The organism is Massilia consociata (assembly GCF_042432755.1).
GTDB classification, from domain to species: Bacteria; Pseudomonadota; Gammaproteobacteria; order Burkholderiales; family Burkholderiaceae_D; genus Telluria; species Telluria consociata.
Map to the genome: position 1 here is coordinate 144,029 of NZ_JBHLWP010000010.1, position 17,170 is coordinate 161,198.

Sequence of the window (17,170 nt, forward strand, 5' to 3'; positions counted from 1 at the left end):
CAGGCGCCCGACAACAAGGAAACCGACACATGAAACCATTCATCCAACTGATCGCTGCCGCTACCGCCACCGTCGCCATCGCAACCAGCGCCATCGCCGCCGAAGCGCCGGACGTGCTGGTCAAGCGCATCAGCGCCGACGTCATCAACACCGTCAAGGCCGACAAGGACATCCAGGCCGGCAACCGCAACAAGATCATCGACCTGGTCAACTCCAAGATCCTGCCGCACGTCGATACCCAAAAGATGACCCAGCAGGCAGCCGGCCGCTTCTGGCGCCAGGCCACGCCGGAACAGCAGCAGGCGCTGACCAAGGAATTCACGACCCTGCTGGTCTACACCTACTCGGGCGCGCTGTCGACCATCAAGAACGAGACCGTCGAGTTCAAGCCGTTCCGCGCCGAAGCCGGCGCCAGCGACGTCGAGGTGCGTTCGCAGGTCAACGTCGCCCGCGGCGAGCCGATCACCCTGAACTACCGCCTGGCCAACGGCCCGCAGGGCTGGAAGATCTACGACATCAACGTGCTGGGCGCGTGGCTGGTCGAGACCTACAAGAGCACCTTCGCCAGCGAAATCAACAAGAACGGCATCGATGGCCTGATCAAGCGCCTGGCCGACCGTAACCAGCAGCTGGCCGGCAAGCCGCTGAAGGCGCCGAAGTAATGGCCGAAGCCAATCCGATGCTCTCGCTCGATGCCCTGACCTTCGAGAGCGCCCGTGGCGCGCTGGAGCAGGGCTGCGCCGCGATCGCGGCCGGCGAAACCATATTCGACCTCGGCGGCGTGAGCGCTGCCGATTCGTCCGGCGTGGCCGTGCTGCTGGCCTGGCAGCGCCGCGCCCTGAAGGCCGGGCAGCGCCTCACCTTCATCAACGTTCCGGAAAACCTGCAAATGCTGGCGGCGCTGTACGGCGTCGATCAGCTGCTGCCGCAGTCGTAATCGCTCCTCGTAGGGTGGACGGCTTCGCCGTCCGCGCGTTCGAGTCGCATTCGAATAGGTGACACGGGTGATCTTCTGCTGGCTGAACGCGCGGTCGGTATACGCGTGATCTGGTCCACTGCACCAGATCACCCCTACAAAACCTTCCCGCAGCAAAAATCCCCGCCGGCCTCTTGTATTTGCGATTTCCCCTATAATGGGTCGTTTCCCCGCACGGTCCAGGCGCGTTCGCGCCGCCCCTCCCAACAAGAATGACAGCGATCCAGATTAACAGCGTCGAGAAAAGCTACAAGGGTTTCAAGGCCCTGAAGGGCGTTTCGATGACCATCGAGGAAGGCGAGTTCTTCGGCCTCCTCGGCCCCAACGGCGCCGGCAAGACCACCTTGATCTCCACCGTGGCAGGCTTGATCCGCCCGGACGTCGGCAGCGTCAAGATCCACGGCCACGACGTCGTGACCGACTTCCGCGAAGCGCGCAAGCGTTTGGGAGTGGTGCCGCAGGAACTCGTGTTCGACCCCTTCTTCACGGTGCGCGAGACGCTGCGCCTGCAGTCGGGCTACTTCGGCATCAAGAACAACGATGCCTGGATCGACGAGGTGATGCACAACCTGGACCTCACCAACAAGGCCGACGTGAACATGCGCGCCCTGTCGGGCGGCATGAAGCGCCGCGTGCTGGTGGCCCAGGCGCTGGTGCACAAGCCGCCGGTCATCGTGCTGGACGAACCGACCGCCGGCGTCGACGTCGAACTGCGCCAGACCCTGTGGAAGTTCATCTCGCGCCTGAACCGCGAAGGCCACACCGTGGTCCTGACCACCCACTACCTTGAAGAAGCGCAGGCCATGTGCCAGCGCGTGGCCATGCTGAAACTGGGCGAAGTGGTGGCGCTCGACACCATGTCGGCACTGCTGCGCCGCGTGTCGGGCTCGCAACTGGTGGTGCACTTGAAAAGCGGCGACTTGCCGAACGGCCTGCGCCACCTGGTCTCGCACGACGAGCACACCAACGGCAACCGCTACACCTTGCGCGTCAACGATGTCAACGAAGTCGAGCCGATCCTGGCCAGCCTGCGCGCGAACGGCGCCGTGATCGACGAGATGCAACTGGAGCAGGCCGACCTGGAGGACATCTTCCTCCAGATCGTCGGCGACAAGCAACCGGGAGGCCCGCAATGAGTCTGTTTTCAGTCGGCTTCCGCACCCTGTTTTACAAGGAGTCGCTGCGCTTCTGGAAGGTGGCGACCCAGACCATCGCCGCCCCGGTCGTGACGGCGATGCTGTATTTGCTGATCTTCGGCCACGTACTGGACGGCCGCGTCGAGATGCTCGACGGCGTCAGCTACACCGCCTTCCTGATCCCGGGCCTGGTGATGATGAGCGTGCTGCAGAATGCGTTCGCCAACTCGTCCTCGTCGCTGATCCAGTCGAAGATCACCGGCAACCTGGTGTTCATCCTGCTGCCGCCGCTGTCGCACGCCGAGATCCTGTCGGCCTACGTGGGCGCTGCCGTGCTGCGCGGCGTCGTGGTCGGCTTCGGCGTGTTCGTGATTACCGCGTGGTTCGCCCACCTGAGCTTTGTCGCGCCGCTGTGGATCGTGGTGTTCGCCTTCCTGGGCGCAGCCATCCTCGGCACCATGGGCGTCATCGCCGGCATCTGGGCCGAGAAGTTCGACCAGCTGGCCGCGTTCCAGAACTTCCTGATCATGCCCGCCACCTTCCTGGCCGGTGTGTTCTATTCCATCCAAAAACTGCCGCCGTTCTGGCTCGCAGTCTCGCATTTCAACCCGTTCTTTTATATGATTGACGGGTTCCGCTATGGATTCTTCGGCAAGTCCGACGTCTCGCCCTGGACCAGCCTGGCCATCGTGTCGGTGTTCTTCGTGGTGCTGGCGGCCATTGCGATCAACCTGCTCAAACGTGGCTATAAATTGCGCCACTAAGCGCGTCATTCATCGAAACCGAGCACATTTAGAATTCTTTGGAGTTACCGTGGCGACCACACCAGAACTGATTCACAGCTACATCAGCGCCGGCCTCGAATGCACCCACCTCCAGGTGGAAGGCGACGGCCAGCATTTCACGGCCGTCATCGTGTCGCCGGCCTTTGCCGGCAAGCGCCCGATCCAGCGCCACCAGCTGGTGTACGCCGCGCTCGGCGATCGCATGCGCGAAGAGATCCATGCGCTGTCGATGAAAACCCTCACCCCTGAAGAGTACCAAGGCTAAACATGGACAAGCTCCAGATCGTCGGTGGCAAGCGCCTGAACGGCGACATCTCCATCTCGGGCGCCAAGAACGCCGCGCTGCCCATCCTGTGCGCGGGCCTGCTCACCGCGGGCGACCTCGAACTGTCGAACGTGCCGCGCCTGCACGACGTACGCACCATCCTCAAGCTGCTGGCCCAGACCGGCCTGCAGGTGACCCAGGACGACGAGCGCGTCACCCTGAATGGCGCGAACATCACCTCGCTGGAAGCGCCGTATGAGTTGGTGAAGACCATGCGCGCCTCGATCCTGGTGCTCGGTCCGCTGCTGGCGCGCTTCGGCCAGGCCAAGGTCTCGCTGCCGGGCGGCTGCGCGATCGGCTCGCGCCCCGTGGACCAGCACATCAAGGGCCTGCGCCAGATGGGCGCCGAGATCACGATCGAGGGCGGCTACATCCATGCCAGAACGGCAGGAAAGCTCAAGGGAGCGCGCATCCACACCGACATGATCACCGTCACCGGCACCGAGAACCTCCTGATGGCCGCCACGCTGGCCGACGGCGAAACGGTGCTGGAAAACGCCGCGCGCGAGCCGGAAGTGACGGACCTGGCCAACCTGCTGGTGGCGATGGGCGCGAAGATCGAGGGCATCGGCACCGACCGCCTGGTGATCCAGGGCGTGGAAAGCCTGCACGGCGCGCAGCACGCCGTGATCTCGGACCGCATCGAAGCGGCGACCTTCCTGTGCGCGGTGGCGGCCACCGGCGGCGACATCATGCTGCGCAACACCCGCACCGACATCTTCGACGTGGCGCTCGACAAGCTGCGCGAGATCGGCCTGCAGCTGGACGTCGGCAGCGACACCATCCGCGCCCGCATGGACAAACGCCCGCACCCGGTCTCGTTCCGCACCACCGAATACCCGGGCTTCCCGACCGACATGCAGGCCCAGTTCATGGCCGTGAACATCCTGGCCGACGGCCCCAGCCGCGTCACCGAGACCATTTTCGAGAACCGCTTCATGCACGTGCAGGAGATGAACCGCCTCGGCGCCCAGATCTCCACCGAGGGCAACACCGCCTTCATCAAGGGCGTCGACCGCCTGGTGGGGGCGCCGGTGATGGCGACCGACCTGCGCGCCTCGGCTTCTCTGGTGATCGCGGGCATGGCGGCGCAGGGCACCACCATCGTGGACCGCATCTACCACCTCGACCGCGGCTATGACCGCATGGAAGTCAAACTCTCGGCCGTCGGCGCCGACATCGTGCGCATCAAGGAATGACCATTACAAGCAAATCTCCCGAGCCGGGCCTGATCCTGGCCCTCTCCAAGGGCCGCATCTTCGAAGACACCCTGCCGCTGCTCGAAGCGGCAGGCATCACCGTCCTTGAAAATCCGGAAACCTCGCGCAAGCTGATCCTGCCGACCAACGACCCCGGCGTGCGCGTGCTGATCGTGCGTGCCAGCGACGTGCCGACCTATGTCCAGCACGGCGCGGCCGACTTCGGCGTGGCCGGCAAGGACGTGCTGCTCGAGCATGGCGGCGAAGGCCTGTACCAGCCGATCGACCTGCGCATCGCCTGCTGCCGCATGTCGGTGGCGGTGAACGCCGGATTCGACTACGAGACCGCGGTGCGCCAGGGTGCGCGCCTGCGCGTGGCGACCAAGTTCGTCAACACCGCACGCGAGCATTTCGCGAGCAAGGGCGTGCACGTCGACCTGATCAAGCTGTACGGCTCGATGGAGCTGGCGCCGTTGGTCGGCCTGTCCGACGCGATCGTCGACGTCGTCTCGACCGGCGGCACCCTGCGCGCCAACAACCTGGTCGAAGTCGAGAAGATCATGGACATCTCCTCGCGCCTGGTGGTCAACCAGGCTGCGCTCAAGCTCAAGCGCGAGCGCCTGCAACCGATCCTCGATGCCTTCCAGCGGGCATCGTCACAACAAGGCTGAACGAAGGTAAACCCGATGGCAGTACAGATCCGCAAGCTCGATTCCACCGCACCCGATTTCAAGCAGACCCTCGACGCGCTGCTGGCCTTCGAGGCCGAGACCGATGACGCCATCGAATCGGCAGTCGCGAAGATCCTGGCGGACGTGAAGCATCGCGGTGACGCTGCCGTGCTCGAATACACGAACAAATTCGACCGCATCCCGCACGGCGGCGCGTCCTCGATGGCGGCCTTCGACGTCAAGCAGGCCGAACTGGATGCGGCCCTGGCCTCGTTGCCGGAAGCGCAACGCGCGGCATTGCGTACCGCAGCCGAACGCATCCGTGTCTTCCACGAACGCCAGAAGGGGGAGCTGAACGGTTTTACCTTCACCGAGCCTGACGGCACCGTGCTGGGCCAGCGCGTGACGCCGCTGGACCGGGTCGGCATCTATGTCCCTGGCGGCAAGGCGGCGTACCCGTCCTCGGTCTTGATGAATGCGATTCCGGCCCAGGTGGCGGGCGTGCAGGAAATCGTGATGGTCGTGCCCACCCCGGACGGCGTGAAAAACCAGATGGTGCTGGCCGCCGCCGCGATTGCCGGCGTCACCCGCGTGATCACCATCGGCGGCGCCCAGGCCGTCGGCGCGCTGGCCTACGGCACCGGGACGATTCCCGCCGTGGACAAGATCGTCGGCCCCGGTAATGCCTACGTGGCCGCCGCCAAGCGCCGCGTGTTCGGCACGGTCGGCATCGACATGATCGCCGGCCCGTCCGAGATCCTGGTGCTGTGCGACGGCACCACCGACCCGGACTGGGTGGCGATGGACCTGTTCTCGCAGGCCGAGCACGACGAGCTGGCGCAGGCGATCCTGCTGTGCCCGGACGCGGACTACATCGCGCGCGTCGAGGCGAGCATCCACAAGCTGCTGCCGACCATGCCGCGCCATGAGACGATCACGACCTCCCTGAGCGACCGTGGGGCGTTGGTAAAGGTGCGCGACATGGAAGAGGCGTGCGCAATCGCCAACGCCATCGCCGCCGAGCACCTCGAGATCTCGGCCGACGACCCGTTGAAATGGGCCGATCAGATCCGTCACGCGGGCGCGATGTTCCTCGGCCGCTTCTCGTCGGAGTCGCTGGGCGACTACTGCTGCGGCCCGAACCACGTGCTGCCGACCTCGCGCACGGCGCGCTTCTCCTCGCCGCTGGGCGTCTACGATTTTCAGAAGCGTTCGTCGGTCATCCACGTGAGCGAAGCGGGCGCGCAAACGCTCGGCAAGGTCGCAGCCGAGCTGGCCTACGGCGAAGGCTTGCAGGCGCACGCCCGCAGCGCAGAACTGCGCATCAAATCATGACCGATTGGGTCGACCAGGTCTTCTGCGAGGATGCGCTGCCGGGAATGGCGCGCATCCCGGACGCTTCCATCGACCTGATCCTGACCGACCCGCCCTACAACCTGGGCAAGGACTACGGCAACGCCTCCGACCAGCAGAGCGTCGAGGCCTATCTTGCCTGGACTGAGCAGTGGATCGACGCGGCGCTGCCCAAACTGAAACCCAACGGCAGCCTGTACATCTTTCTCACGTGGCGCTTCGCGCCGGAGATCTTCGTCATGCTGAAAAAACGCATGACGATGATGAACGAGATCATCTGGGACCGCCGCGTGCCCTCGATGGGCGGCAGCGTGCGCAGCTTCTCTTCGGTGCACGACACGATCGGTTTTTTCGTCAAGCGCAAGGATTATTATTTCGACCTCGACGCCGTGCGCATTCCCTACGACGCCGAGACGAAAAAGGCGCGCTCGCGCGCGATTTTCATTGGCGCCAAGTGGCTCGAAGTGGGCTACAACCCGAAGGACGTGTGGAGCGTGTCGCGCCTGCACCGCGAGCATCCGGAACGCGCCGACCATCCGACCCAGAAGCCGCTCGAGATCATCGAGCGCATGGTGAAAGCCTCGTGCCCGGCGGGCGGCATCGTGCTCGACCCCTTCATGGGCAGCGGCACCACCGCCATCGCGGCGCGCCAGACCGGGCGCCGCTTCACCGGCTTCGAACTGAATCCCGCCTACTGCGACATCATCCGGGAGCGCCTGGCCGCGCCCGAGGTGCCGGTCGCCGGCAAGATCAAGAAAACACGCAAAAGCGCCGCGAAGAGTGCGCCCCTGAAAGAGGAAACCGCATGACATCGAGCATGACTGCGATCGACAAGCTGATCGAGAACACCATCCGCGAGGATGTCCGCAACATCGCCAGCTACCACGTGCCGGACGCGAGCGGCTACATCAAGCTCGACGCGATGGAAAACCCGTATGAATTGCCGGACGCGCTGCGCACGGAACTCGGCCAGCGCCTGGCCGACGCCGCGCTGAACCGCTATCCGGTGGCGACCTATGCCACGCTCAAGGCCAAGATCTGCGCCGGACTCGGCGTCCCGCCGGGCTACGATGTCCTGCTCGGCAACGGTTCGGACGAGCTCATCTCGATCATGGCCACCGCCGTGGCCCGCCAGGACCGGGGGCCGGACGCGCGGCGCGCCGTAATCATGGCGCCGACCCCGGCCTTCGTGATGTTCTCGCGCTCGGCCCAGTTCGCCGGCGCCGACTTCGTCGGCGTGCCCGTGAAAAGCGACTTCTCGCTCGACCTCGACGCGATGCTGGCGGCAATTGAAGAACACCGGCCGGCGCTGCTGTTCCTGGCCTATCCGAACAACCCGACCGGCAACCTGTTCGACGCCGACGACATGGCGGCGATCATCCGCGCGCTGGGCGAGACCGGCATCGCGGTGGTGGACGAAGCCTACCAGCCGTTCGCCAGGAAGAGCTTCATGGGGCGCCTGCCGGAATTCCCGAACCTGGTCGTGATGCGCACCCTGTCCAAGCTCGGCCTGGCCGGCATCCGCCTCGGCTACCTGTCGGGCGATGCCAAGCTGCTGGAGCAGTTCGAGAAGGTGCGCCCGCCCTACAATGTCAACGTGCTGACCCAGGTGGCCGCCGAGTTCGCGCTCGACCACCTCGACGTGCTCGACCGCCAGGCCGAGTTGCTGAACGCCGAGCGCACGCGCCTGGCCGCCGAACTGGCGGCGCTGCCGGGAGTCGAAGTGTTTCCATCGGCCGCGAATTTCATCTCGATGCGCGTGCCGGATGCGGACAAGACCTGCGCGCAACTTCGCAGCGGAAAGGTGCTGATTAAGAATTTGGGTAAAATGGACAAGATGCTGGCCAACTGCATCCGCGTGACGGTCAGCACCCCTGAAGAAAACACCGCATTCCTGAATGCCCTGAAAGCGTCCCTATAAAAAGCAGCTCTTCCTTCGGAAGACCCGCAACGACGAGCACCTAGCAATGACCCGCACCGCCGAAATCACGCGCAACACCAACGAGACGCAGATCCGCGTCGCGATCAACCTCGACGGCACCGGTCGCCAGAAACTGAACACCGGCGTCCCTTTCCTCGACCACATGCTCGACCAGATCGCGCGCCATGGCATGATCGACCTCGAAGTCGACGCCGTTGGCGACCTGCACATCGATGCCCACCACACCGTCGAGGACACCGGCATCACCCTCGGCATGGCGGTGGCCAAGGCCGTGGGCGACAAGAAGGGCATGGTGCGCTACGGCCATTCCTACGTGCCGCTGGACGAAGCGCTGTCGCGCGTGGTCATCGATTTTTCCGGCCGTCCGGGCCTGGAAATGCATATCCCATGGACGCGCGCCATGATCGGCACCTTCGACGTGGACCTGACGGGCGAATTCTTCCGCGGCTTCGTCAACCACGCCGGCGTGACCCTGCACATCGACAACCTGCGTGGCGTGAACGCACACCACCAGTGCGAGACCGTGTTCAAGGCCTTTGGACGTGCGCTGCGCATGGCCACGGCGTTGGACGAGCGTGCCGCCGGCATCATTCCTTCGACCAAGGGCAGCCTTTAATCGGGCAACTGAGCGATCCACCATGACGAACAAGATTGTAGTGGTCGACGGCCTCGGTAACCTGCGCTCGGTGGCGCAGGCGCTGCGCGCGGCCGCGCCCGAAGCCGATATCCTGGTCTCGAACAAGCCGCAGGACATCGATGCGGCCGACCGCGTCGTGCTGCCGGGCCAGGGCGCGATGCGGGACTGCATGCGCAGCCTGCGCGAATCCGGTGCCGAGGAAGCGCTGCTGCGCGCCGTGAAGAACCGCCCGGTGATGGGCGTGTGCGTGGGCGAGCAGATGCTGTTCGACGAGAGCGAGGAAAACGAGGGCACGCCGGGCCTGGGCCTGTTGCCGGGCAGGGTGGTGCGCTTCCAGCTCGACGGCAAGCGCCAGGCGGACGGCTCGCGCTTCAAGGTCCCGCAGATGGGCTGGAACCGGGTGCGCCAGACCCGCGTCCACCCGCTGTGGGAAGGCGTCGAGGACGGCAGCTATTTTTATTTCGTGCACAGCTACTACGCCGTGCCCGAGCAGGCAGCCGACACGATCGGCGAAGCAGACTATGGCGGCATGTACACCTGTGCCGTCGCGCGCGACAACCTCGTCGCCACCCAGTTCCACCCCGAGAAGAGCGCTGCCGCCGGCTTGCGCCTGTACCGCAATTTCATCCACTGGAATCCTTGAACCTTCGTTCGCTTCCATCGTCAACCAACCGACAACGACCATGCTGCTGATCCCCGCCATCGACCTCAAAGACGGTCACTGCGTCCGCCTGAAACAGGGCGATATGGACCTCGCCACCGTGTTTTCCGAAGACCCCGCCGAAATGGCGCTGCACTGGCTGAAGAAAGGCGCACGCCGCCTGCACCTGGTGGACCTGAACGGCGCCTTCGCAGGCAAGCCGAAGAACGAGACGGCGATCAAGTCGATCCTGCAGACCGTGCAGGAGTACGCCGAAGAGAACGGGATCGACGAGATCCCGGTCCAGCTGGGCGGCGGCATCCGCGACCTCGACACCATCGAGCGCTACCTCGACGACGGCATCACCTACATCATCGTCGGCACCGCCGCGGTGAAGAACCCGGGCTTCCTGCACGACGCCTGCGGCGCCTTCCCGGGTTCGATCATCGTCGGCCTGGATGCCAAGGACGGCAAGGTCGCCACCGACGGCTGGAGCAAGATGTCCGGCCACGAAGTCATTGACCTGGCCAAGAAGTTCGAGGGGTATGGCGTCGAATCGATCGTCTACACCGACATCGGCCGCGACGGCATGATGGGCGGCGTGAACATCGAAGCGACCGTCAAGCTGGCGCAAGCCGTGAAAATCCCGATCATCGCTTCCGGCGGCGTGCACAACCTGGCCGACGTCGAAGCGCTGTGCGCGGTGCAGGACGAGGGCATCGAAGGCGTGATCTGCGGGCGTTCGATCTACGAAGGCACGCTCGACCTGACGTCGGCCCAGGAGCGGGCCGATGAGCTGACGGAAGGAGCGCAGGCGTAAGGCTTTCAGGACCACCATCCTCCGAGCCGTCATCCCCGCGTAGGCGGGGATCCAATCTTGCATGCACGTCACGTTGCATGCGTTCACACTGAACACAGGAATTGGGTTCCCGCCTGCGCGGGAACGACGGTTTCCAGGCTAACGAAGGTCTTGGCTACCGCTGAATTTTTATGCTCGCAAAACGCATCATCCCCTGCCTCGACGTTACCGGCGGCCGTGTGGTCAAGGGCGTCAACTTCACCGAGCTGCGCGATGCCGGCGATCCGGTCGAGATCGCGCGCCGCTATGACGGACAAGGCGCGGACGAAATCACCTTCCTCGACATCACCGCCTCGAGCGACGGCCGCGACCTGATCCTGCCGATCATCGAAGCGGTGGCCTCGACCGTGTTCATCCCGCTCGCCGTCGGCGGCGGTGTGCGCAAGGTCGAGGACGTGCGGCGCCTGCTCAATGCCGGCGCCGACAAGGTGTCGATGAACACCTCGGCCGTCACCAACCCGCAGCTGGTGTTCGACGCCTCGCAGAAGCACGGTTCGCAGTGCATCGTGGTGGCGATCGACGCCAAGCAGGTCGCACCCGGCAAATGGGAAGTCTTCACCCACGGCGGGCGCAACCCGACCGGGCTGGATGCGGTCGACTGGGCGCGCAAGATGGAGTCGCTCGGCGCAGGTGAGTTGCTGCTCACTTCCATGGACCGTGACGGCACCAAGTCCGGCTTCGACCTGGGCCTGACCCGCGCCGTGTCCGACGCGGTCGGCATTTCCGTGATCGCCTCGGGCGGCGTCGGCGGGCTGCAGGACCTGGCCGACGGCATCCTGGAGGGCCACGCCGATGCGGTGCTGGCCGCCAGCATCTTCCACTACGGGCAGCATACGGTCGGCGAGGCCAAGCGCTTCATGCTTGATCGTGGCATCCCGATGCGCCTGGATTGAACGAGAAAAAACTATGCCGAACAAGTGGCTCAACAAGGTCCGCTGGGACGAGAACGGCCTGGTGCCGGTGATCGCCCAGGAAGCCGCAACCGGCGACATCCTGATGTTCGCCTGGATGAACCGGGATGCGCTTGCGAAGACGGTGGAGCTGGGCGAAGCCGTCTACTGGAGCCGTTCGCGCAAGAAGCTTTGGCACAAGGGAGAGGAGTCAGGCCACACGCAGAAGGTAGTCGAGATCCGCCTCGACTGCGACGAAGACGTGGTGCTCCTGAAGATCGAGCAGGCCGGCGGGATCGCCTGCCACACCGGACGCCATTCCTGCTTCTTCCAACAATTCGACGGCGAGGACTGGCAGGCGGTGGACCCCGTGCTGCAGGACCCCGACACCATCTACACCAAGAAGAAACCTTCATGAGCGAAATCCTGGCCCGCGTCGCGGCCGTGATCGAGTCGCGCAAGCCGGAACACGGCGGCGACCCCGCAACCTCCTACGTCGCGAAGCTGTTCAGCAAGGGCGACGACGCCATCCTCAAGAAGATCGGCGAGGAAGCCACCGAAACCGTCATGGCCGCCAAGGACGCACGCGTTTCCGGCGACGCGTCCAAGGTACTGTACGAGACGGCCGACCTGTGGTTCCACACGATGGTGCTGCTGTCGCAGTTCGGTTTGACGCCGCAGCAGGTGATCGACGAGCTGGCACGGCGCGAAGGCGTGTCGGGAATCGACGAAAAAGCGTCGCGTACCGGGCAATAATAGATCAGTAAGTACCCACTTGCACTTGCCTTCCCGGCATCCGGTGTCATAATCGGACATCCACCGCGCCGCTGTCGTCATGCCGCTGTCATGCGGGACCGGTAGGATGCACGGGTTTCCTGGCCAGGTAAAACTGCAGGAAACGCTGTAATAAATCTGGAGACAAGATGGACAACTGCATTTTCTGCAAGATCGTTGCCAAGCAAATCCCGGCCAGCGTCGTGTATGAAGACGACGACGTGCTGGCGTTCAAGGACATCAATCCGGCCGCTCCGGTGCATTTGCTGGTGATCCCGAAGCAGCACGTGGACACGCTCTCGGACTGCGGCATGGAGCATGCCGCCGTGCTGGGCAAGATGCTGGCGCTGGCGCCGAAGCTTGCGGAGGAACACGGTGTTGCTGTCAAGGACGACGGCAACGGCGGACGCAGCGGCGGCTTCAAGACCTTGATCAACAGCGGGCCGGATGGCGGGCAGGAGGTGTACCACCTGCACCTGCACATGTATGGCGGCAAGCGCCCGTGGCGCGGCCTGGGCACCTGAGCCGGGGCCAGGCTGCGAATAGCCAGGAAGCCGGGCAATAAGTAAAGCAAGCAAGCCCGCATGGCGTATACTGAAATAGAAGATTTCCCGATTTACAGGCGCGTGCGCCTTGCAAGGAGAAAAGCATGGGTTCGATGAGTATTTGGCACTGGGTCATTGTCCTGGTGGTCGTGATGCTGGTGTTCGGCACCAAGAAGATCAGCAATATGGGTTCCGACCTCGGCAAGGCCGTCAAGGGCTTCAAGGACGGCGTGAAGGGCGAGGATGACAAGGCGAATCCGAACGCTACCGCGTCGACCGGCCAGCCGCAGCAGCCACAGCAGGTCGCCGACAAGTCGACCATCGACGTGGAAACCCGCGAAAAGACCCGTCATTAATATCCGGGCATGATCGATCTCGGACTGACCAAACTCGCGGTCATCGGCGTTGTCGCGCTGGTTGTGATCGGCCCCGAAAAGCTGCCGAAAGTGGCGCGCATGGCGGGCACGCTGTACGGCCGCGCCCAGCGCTACCTGCACGACGTCAAGTCCGAGGTCAGCCGCGAGATCGAGCTCGACGAGCTGCGCAACCTGCACAAGGAAGTGCACGAGAGCGCGCAATCGTTCAAGGACGAGGTCGAGCAGTCCGTGGCCAGTCACGTCGACGAAGTCGAAGCGCTGTGGGACGGGCGCGACGCGGCGTCTTCTTCCCCGGCAGCGTCGTCCCCGTCGTTCGTCAGCACCAGCGATATCGAGCGCAAGGCGCGCGACTTCCGCCGCAAGAAGCTGGTGCGCACATCAAGCGTGCCGGCCTGGTACAAGCACCGCAACGGCGGCAAGACCCATGTGCTGTCCGGCGCTGCGCGCGTGCGCAAGTTCCGGCCGGGCTCCAGCAAATCCAAGACTACCTTTTTCTAGATGACCGAAGAAGCCGCAGGCGAAGAAACCTTCATTTCCCACCTCGTCGAGCTGCGTGACCGCCTGGTCAAGGCGTCGATCGGGATCGCCATCGCCTGCGCGGCCCTGTTCATCTGGCCCGGGCCCGCGCAGATCTACGATCTGCTGGCTGCGCCGATGATCGCCTCGCTGCCGGCCGGCTCGAAGATGATTGCTACCGGCGTCATCTCGCCTTTCCTGGTGCCGATGAAGGTCACGCTGCTGCTGGCTTTCATCCTGGCACTGCCCTGGGTGTTCTACCAGCTATGGGCCTTCGTGGCGCCCGGCCTGTACGCGCACGAGAAGCGGCTGGTGCTGCCGCTGGTGGTGTCGTCCTCGCTGCTGTTCGTCGGCGGCGTCGCGTTCTGCTATTTTCTCGTGTTCGGGCGCGTGTTCCAGTTCATCGGCGAGTTCGCGCCGGCGTCGATCGCCGTCACGCCGGACATCGAGAACTACCTCGATTTCGTCATGTCGATGTGCCTGGCCTTCGGCGTCACCTTCGAGGTGCCGGTGGTGGTCGTAATCCTGGTGCGCATGGGCATCGTCAGCCTCGAAAAGCTCAAGGCGATCCGCTCCTACGTGATCGTCGGCGCCTTCGTGATCGCCGCCATCGTCACGCCGCCGGACGTGGTCAGCCAGCTGGCACTGGCCATCCCGATGTGCCTGCTCTACGAGCTGGGCTTGATCATCGCGCCGATTTTCGCGCGCGTCACGCGTGCCCCCGAGGAGCACGCCTAAGCAGACCGTGCTCAGTTGGACCTGAGCACGCCGCTGTTGCCCAGTCCGCCCTCCACCGACTGCGCCTTGTAGGTACGCACCGCCTTTACCATCTGGTTGTACGAATCCATGAAGGATGCCGCCAGCACCTTGCCCTGTGGCGAGTTGCTGAAGCCGTGTGCGCCTGCGAGGCCGCCGCGGAAAAAGCCGGCCAGGATGCCGAAGTCCCAGTTCTGCGCGCTGCCCTCGGCCGCCGCCAGTTGCACGCCCGAGCGGTTATCGGCCAGCAGCAGCATGGTCGAGGCCTCGTTGGACTTCATCGAGCCGCCGATCAGCGAGGCGACCACGCCGACCCTGCCGCCCACCAATCCGTTGAGCCCGCCGGTACCCTTCTGGCTGAAGGTGATCGAGGGCGTCATGGTGTAGTCGGCGGCGGCCATCATGCCCTTGCCGACATTGCTGGTCCTGCGCAGTTCTCCCGATTCCATCAGCGCGCGCTCGCCCTGCATGCTGCGCAAGGCCTGGCCGCGCTCGACGATGACGAAGCAGTTCGACTGCTGGATGATCATGCGCAGCAGCGGCACCGTGCTCTGCATGCGGTACTCGGCGGTGAACTGGTTCAGCCATGGCTGGTTCGCTTCCTCGACGATGGCCAGCGTGCCCAGGCTTTTATCGCAACGTTCGAGCTGCTCGTTGGCGCCGATCGACGCGGCGCCGCCGGCCGAGCCGGTGGCGACCGTCTTGGCGCCGGAAGCGCCGATGCTGGGTGTCGTGGCGCAACCGCCGAGTGACAATGACGCGGTCAGGGAAGCGAGCAGCAGTAATGGCGAAGTCGATTTCATTCAGGGCATCCTTATGGTGAAAAAAGGGAACACCCCATGCTACGAATCACGCCCCGGGACGGCTTATTTCCGCTCAAGCAAGCTGTTGCCTGACACCGATCCATGACAAAACCGGGGCCGGGCCCCGGTTCCGCTCATCCTGCCGGGCCGCTCATGGACAGTTGCCGATAATGTAGTAGCCCGCCGAGGTCTGCGCCAGTGTCGTGGTGTAGAACGTGTTGTTCAGCCCCATGTTCTGGTTCGACCCGTTGGCCAGCGCATAGCCGCCGCTGTTGTACGCTCGCCCCGCCGTCACGTGGGCGTAGTTGCTGGCCGTGGTCGTCGTGCACACGAAGCCCGAGGTCGTGCTGGCGGTGACGCCGGTGGACTTCGCGCTTTCCACGCTGTTATTCACGGCCGACACCTGGTAGGTGTAGCTGGTCGCAGCCGCCAGGCCGCCATCGGTGTAGTTCGTGCTGGCGAGCGGCGTGCCGTTCACCCTGGCGCCGTTGCGGTACAGGTTGTAGCCGGTGGCGCCGTTCGACGCGTTCCACGACAGCGCAATGCTGTTCGCGGTGCGCGCACCGACCGCCAGACCGCTTGGCGCCTGCAGGGCCGGCGCCGTCCCGACCAGGAACTGCGAAATGGTGCAGGCGGTCGAGGTCAGGCCGGTCGTGCTGTTGGTCGCCGTGACCGTGCCCGAATAATAACCGTCGGCGCGCGCCGCATACGCCTTGCTGAAGCTGGCGCCGCTGCCGGCCGCGCTGTCGTCCACCGGGCTCGGGCCGTCCAGCACCACGCGGTAGCTGCCGATCGCCCCCGCGGTGTCGGTCGCCGCGCCGTTCACGGTGATCGTGGAGCCCGACACGCTTGCGCTGCAGGAGCTCATCGACGGCGGCGCGGCGCGCGCCACCCGCAGGTTGTTCCTGAACCAGAAATCCATCACGAACGCCGGGTAGTTCACCTTGGTGGCGTCGACGTAGTTGCTGTTCTGGCCGCCGGTGCCGGCCGGCCAGGCGTGGCCCATGCCGGTAACCGTGATCTCCGAAGTGCGCAGCTTGCCGTTGGCATCAAGGTAGGGAACGTTGTTGCCGCCGGTCGGCACCGCAACCGTCGCAGCCTTCGTGTAGGTGCCGCCATAGACCTGGCGCATGGCCGCGGCATTCAGGGGGCCGTAGGCCTGCGCCACGGTGTAGTCGTTGGTGCCCCAGATGACGCCCGCCACCTGCGTCGAGAAGTGGCTGGCGTTGCTGCCGGCCCATGACGTGCAGCTGCTGGCCACGCTGGAAGACGTGGTGCCCGAGGGGACCATCGAGATCTGCGAGGTCGACACGGTCGGCGCCGGGCCGGCATTGATGCCGATGCCGGCGAAGATGTCGGGCGCCACGCAGCCCAGCACCATGGTCTTGGCGCCGCCCGAAGACAGGCCGGCGACATAGATCTGCTTCGGGTCGATTGCATACTGCGGGTTGCTCACAAAACGGTTGATCAGGTCGAGCAGCACCGCGTTGTGGCCGTAGCTGCGGCTGCGGTTGGTGGCGGCCCAGTCCCAGCAGTGGGCCCCGTACAGGTTGCCGGTGGCATTCGGCGCCAGGATCACGGCGCCGTACTGGTCGGCTGCCGCCTTCCAGTTGTAGCCGGCGTCGCTGGTGCTCGAGATGACGTCGTTCGCCGCGGTCTGGGCGCAGCCGTGCAGCACCAGCACGAGGGCGCGCTTGCCGCCCAACGCCGGCGCGGTGGAAGGCCAGTAGTAGTAGCCGGTGAGGGCGCCGCCATTGGTGGTGTCGGTGGCCCAGGTCTGGTTCGCGCTCCAGGTGCCGGGTCCGGCCTGGAGTTGCGCGGACGCCGGCGCCGCGACGGCCAGCGCCAGGCAGGCGGCCAGCGCGGCCCGTTCGAGAATGCATGCCATGTGAAAGTCTCCGTTCTGTTCGTTGTCAGTGCTACGTTGCCGCCTTCGGATGGACGTGACGACACCATGCCGGTTCCGCAAGCGGAGTTCGGTGAAAC

22 protein-coding genes are annotated in these 17,170 nt (G+C 64.8%); 20 read left to right on the forward strand and 2 right to left on the reverse strand.

Going from position 1 to position 17,170, the window contains the following annotated elements; translation table 11 throughout:
- The first annotated feature begins 29 nt into the window (after positions 1–29).
- The 20 genes from ACFFJK_RS10800 (at position 30) to tatC (ending at position 14,363) form a co-directional block, all read left to right on the forward strand.
- Entirely contained in the window at positions 30–662 is a 633-nt protein-coding gene (locus ACFFJK_RS10800; protein WP_379679133.1) for an MlaC/ttg2D family ABC transporter substrate-binding protein, read from the forward strand.
- Positions 662–937 (forward strand): STAS domain-containing protein, encoded by a 276-nt coding sequence (locus tag ACFFJK_RS10805; RefSeq protein WP_379679134.1) that lies wholly within the window; start codon positions 662–664, stop codon positions 935–937. Before ACFFJK_RS10800 ends, ACFFJK_RS10805 begins: the two co-directional genes overlap by 1 nt.
- Before the next feature lie 251 nt (positions 938–1,188).
- Positions 1,189–2,112: an ABC transporter ATP-binding protein gene (locus ACFFJK_RS10810; protein ID WP_379679135.1), complete on the forward strand. Its 924-nt coding sequence runs from the start codon at positions 1,189–1,191 to the stop codon at positions 2,110–2,112.
- Positions 2,109–2,876 (forward strand): ABC transporter permease, encoded by a 768-nt coding sequence (locus ACFFJK_RS10815; RefSeq protein WP_379679136.1) that lies wholly within the window; start codon positions 2,109–2,111, stop codon positions 2,874–2,876. Before ACFFJK_RS10810 ends, ACFFJK_RS10815 begins: the two co-directional genes overlap by 4 nt.
- 49 nt (positions 2,877–2,925) lie before the next feature.
- Positions 2,926–3,162, forward strand: coding sequence for a BolA family protein (locus ACFFJK_RS10820; protein WP_313030012.1), 237 nt, complete (start codon positions 2,926–2,928; stop codon positions 3,160–3,162).
- Between the two features lie 2 nt (positions 3,163–3,164).
- The gene (murA, locus tag ACFFJK_RS10825) at positions 3,165–4,421 is read left to right on the forward strand and encodes a UDP-N-acetylglucosamine 1-carboxyvinyltransferase (protein WP_379679137.1); all 1,257 of its coding nucleotides are present in this window, start codon (positions 3,165–3,167) and stop codon (positions 4,419–4,421) included.
- Entirely contained in the window at positions 4,418–5,092 is a 675-nt protein-coding gene (gene hisG / locus ACFFJK_RS10830; RefSeq protein ID WP_379679138.1) for an ATP phosphoribosyltransferase, read from the forward strand. The genes murA and hisG overlap by 4 nt, the downstream gene beginning before the upstream one ends.
- A gap of 15 nt (positions 5,093–5,107) precedes the next feature.
- Positions 5,108–6,427 (forward strand): histidinol dehydrogenase, encoded by a 1,320-nt coding sequence (hisD, locus tag ACFFJK_RS10835; RefSeq protein ID WP_379679139.1) that lies wholly within the window; start codon positions 5,108–5,110, stop codon positions 6,425–6,427.
- Positions 6,424–7,254 (forward strand): DNA-methyltransferase, encoded by an 831-nt coding sequence (locus ACFFJK_RS10840; RefSeq protein ID WP_379679140.1) that lies wholly within the window; start codon positions 6,424–6,426, stop codon positions 7,252–7,254. Before hisD ends, ACFFJK_RS10840 begins: the two co-directional genes overlap by 4 nt.
- A gap of 8 nt (positions 7,255–7,262) precedes the next feature.
- Positions 7,263–8,366 carry a histidinol-phosphate transaminase gene (hisC, locus tag ACFFJK_RS10845; RefSeq protein ID WP_379679184.1) on the forward strand — a complete coding sequence of 368 codons (1,104 nt, stop codon included), beginning with the start codon at positions 7,263–7,265 and terminating at the stop codon, positions 8,364–8,366.
- A gap of 46 nt (positions 8,367–8,412) precedes the next feature.
- Positions 8,413–9,003, forward strand: coding sequence for an imidazoleglycerol-phosphate dehydratase HisB (gene hisB, locus ACFFJK_RS10850; RefSeq protein WP_379679141.1), 591 nt, complete (start codon positions 8,413–8,415; stop codon positions 9,001–9,003).
- 22 nt (positions 9,004–9,025) lie between these two features.
- Complete coding sequence (gene hisH / locus ACFFJK_RS10855) at positions 9,026–9,667, forward strand: imidazole glycerol phosphate synthase subunit HisH (protein WP_379679142.1); 642 nt, start codon at positions 9,026–9,028, stop codon at positions 9,665–9,667.
- 40 nt (positions 9,668–9,707) lie between these two features.
- Positions 9,708–10,484, forward strand: coding sequence for a 1-(5-phosphoribosyl)-5-[(5-phosphoribosylamino)methylideneamino]imidazole-4-carboxamide isomerase (gene hisA, locus ACFFJK_RS10860; protein ID WP_379679143.1), 777 nt, complete (start codon positions 9,708–9,710; stop codon positions 10,482–10,484).
- A 170-nt stretch (positions 10,485–10,654) separates the two neighbouring features.
- Positions 10,655–11,416, forward strand: coding sequence for an imidazole glycerol phosphate synthase subunit HisF (gene hisF / locus ACFFJK_RS10865; RefSeq protein ID WP_379679144.1), 762 nt, complete (start codon positions 10,655–10,657; stop codon positions 11,414–11,416).
- A gap of 13 nt (positions 11,417–11,429) precedes the next feature.
- Positions 11,430–11,831, forward strand: coding sequence for a phosphoribosyl-AMP cyclohydrolase (gene hisI, locus ACFFJK_RS10870; RefSeq protein WP_379679145.1), 402 nt, complete (start codon positions 11,430–11,432; stop codon positions 11,829–11,831).
- Positions 11,828–12,169, forward strand: coding sequence for a phosphoribosyl-ATP diphosphatase (locus ACFFJK_RS10875; protein WP_379679146.1), 342 nt, complete (start codon positions 11,828–11,830; stop codon positions 12,167–12,169). The genes hisI and ACFFJK_RS10875 overlap by 4 nt, the downstream gene beginning before the upstream one ends.
- 167 nt (positions 12,170–12,336) lie before the next feature.
- A complete protein-coding gene (locus ACFFJK_RS10880; RefSeq protein WP_379679147.1) occupies positions 12,337–12,711 on the forward strand; it encodes a histidine triad nucleotide-binding protein in 375 nt (124 codons plus the stop codon).
- A 125-nt stretch (positions 12,712–12,836) separates the two neighbouring features.
- Entirely contained in the window at positions 12,837–13,088 is a 252-nt protein-coding gene (gene tatA / locus ACFFJK_RS10885) for a Sec-independent protein translocase subunit TatA (RefSeq protein ID WP_379679148.1), read from the forward strand.
- Between the two features lie 9 nt (positions 13,089–13,097).
- A complete protein-coding gene (gene tatB, locus ACFFJK_RS10890) occupies positions 13,098–13,607 on the forward strand; it encodes a Sec-independent protein translocase protein TatB (RefSeq protein ID WP_379679149.1) in 510 nt (169 codons plus the stop codon).
- Positions 13,608–14,363, forward strand: a complete 756-nt coding sequence (gene tatC / locus ACFFJK_RS10895) for a twin-arginine translocase subunit TatC (protein ID WP_379679150.1) — start codon at positions 13,608–13,610, stop codon at positions 14,361–14,363. It abuts the gene before it with no gap.
- Positions 14,364–14,374: 11 nt separating this feature from the next.
- Here the strand turns inward: tatC and ACFFJK_RS10900 are convergent, their stop codons facing one another.
- Together ACFFJK_RS10900 and ACFFJK_RS10905 are read right to left on the reverse strand one after the other, a co-directional pair.
- Entirely contained in the window at positions 14,375–15,184 is an 810-nt protein-coding gene (locus ACFFJK_RS10900; RefSeq protein WP_379679151.1) for a CsgG/HfaB family protein, read from the reverse strand.
- Positions 15,185–15,335: 151 nt separating this feature from the next.
- Complete coding sequence (locus ACFFJK_RS10905; RefSeq protein WP_379679152.1) at positions 15,336–17,072, reverse strand: extracellular catalytic domain type 1 short-chain-length polyhydroxyalkanoate depolymerase; 1,737 nt, start codon at positions 17,070–17,072, stop codon at positions 15,336–15,338.
- Positions 17,073–17,170: the final 98 nt, after the last annotated feature.

Excerpts from the sequence above, each read along its gene's own strand:
- ACFFJK_RS10800 (WP_379679133.1), top strand. The coding sequence starts at position 30 with ATGAAACCATTCATCCAACTGATCGCTGCCGCTACCGCCACCGTCGCC.
- ACFFJK_RS10805 (WP_379679134.1), top strand. The coding sequence starts at position 662 with ATGGCCGAAGCCAATCCGATGCTCTCGCTCGATGCCCTGACCTTCGAG.
- ACFFJK_RS10810 (WP_379679135.1), top strand. The coding sequence starts at position 1,189 with ATGACAGCGATCCAGATTAACAGCGTCGAGAAAAGCTACAAGGGTTTC.
- ACFFJK_RS10815 (WP_379679136.1), top strand. The coding sequence starts at position 2,109 with ATGAGTCTGTTTTCAGTCGGCTTCCGCACCCTGTTTTACAAGGAGTCG.
- murA (WP_379679137.1), top strand. The coding sequence starts at position 3,165 with ATGGACAAGCTCCAGATCGTCGGTGGCAAGCGCCTGAACGGCGACATC.
- hisG (WP_379679138.1), top strand. The coding sequence starts at position 4,418 with ATGACCATTACAAGCAAATCTCCCGAGCCGGGCCTGATCCTGGCCCTC.
- hisD (WP_379679139.1), top strand. The coding sequence starts at position 5,108 with ATGGCAGTACAGATCCGCAAGCTCGATTCCACCGCACCCGATTTCAAG.
- ACFFJK_RS10840 (WP_379679140.1), top strand. The coding sequence starts at position 6,424 with ATGACCGATTGGGTCGACCAGGTCTTCTGCGAGGATGCGCTGCCGGGA.
- hisC (WP_379679184.1), top strand. The coding sequence starts at position 7,263 with ATGACTGCGATCGACAAGCTGATCGAGAACACCATCCGCGAGGATGTC.
- hisB (WP_379679141.1), top strand. The coding sequence starts at position 8,413 with ATGACCCGCACCGCCGAAATCACGCGCAACACCAACGAGACGCAGATC.
- hisH (WP_379679142.1), top strand. The coding sequence starts at position 9,026 with ATGACGAACAAGATTGTAGTGGTCGACGGCCTCGGTAACCTGCGCTCG.
- hisA (WP_379679143.1), top strand. The coding sequence starts at position 9,708 with ATGCTGCTGATCCCCGCCATCGACCTCAAAGACGGTCACTGCGTCCGC.
- hisF (WP_379679144.1), top strand. The coding sequence starts at position 10,655 with ATGCTCGCAAAACGCATCATCCCCTGCCTCGACGTTACCGGCGGCCGT.
- hisI (WP_379679145.1), top strand. The coding sequence starts at position 11,430 with ATGCCGAACAAGTGGCTCAACAAGGTCCGCTGGGACGAGAACGGCCTG.
- ACFFJK_RS10875 (WP_379679146.1), top strand. The coding sequence starts at position 11,828 with ATGAGCGAAATCCTGGCCCGCGTCGCGGCCGTGATCGAGTCGCGCAAG.
- ACFFJK_RS10880 (WP_379679147.1), top strand. The coding sequence starts at position 12,337 with ATGGACAACTGCATTTTCTGCAAGATCGTTGCCAAGCAAATCCCGGCC.
- tatA (WP_379679148.1), top strand. The coding sequence starts at position 12,837 with ATGGGTTCGATGAGTATTTGGCACTGGGTCATTGTCCTGGTGGTCGTG.
- tatB (WP_379679149.1), top strand. The coding sequence starts at position 13,098 with ATGATCGATCTCGGACTGACCAAACTCGCGGTCATCGGCGTTGTCGCG.
- tatC (WP_379679150.1), top strand. The coding sequence starts at position 13,608 with ATGACCGAAGAAGCCGCAGGCGAAGAAACCTTCATTTCCCACCTCGTC.
- ACFFJK_RS10900 (WP_379679151.1), bottom strand. The coding sequence starts at position 15,184 with ATGAAATCGACTTCGCCATTACTGCTGCTCGCTTCCCTGACCGCGTCA.
- ACFFJK_RS10905 (WP_379679152.1), bottom strand. The coding sequence starts at position 17,072 with ATGGCATGCATTCTCGAACGGGCCGCGCTGGCCGCCTGCCTGGCGCTG.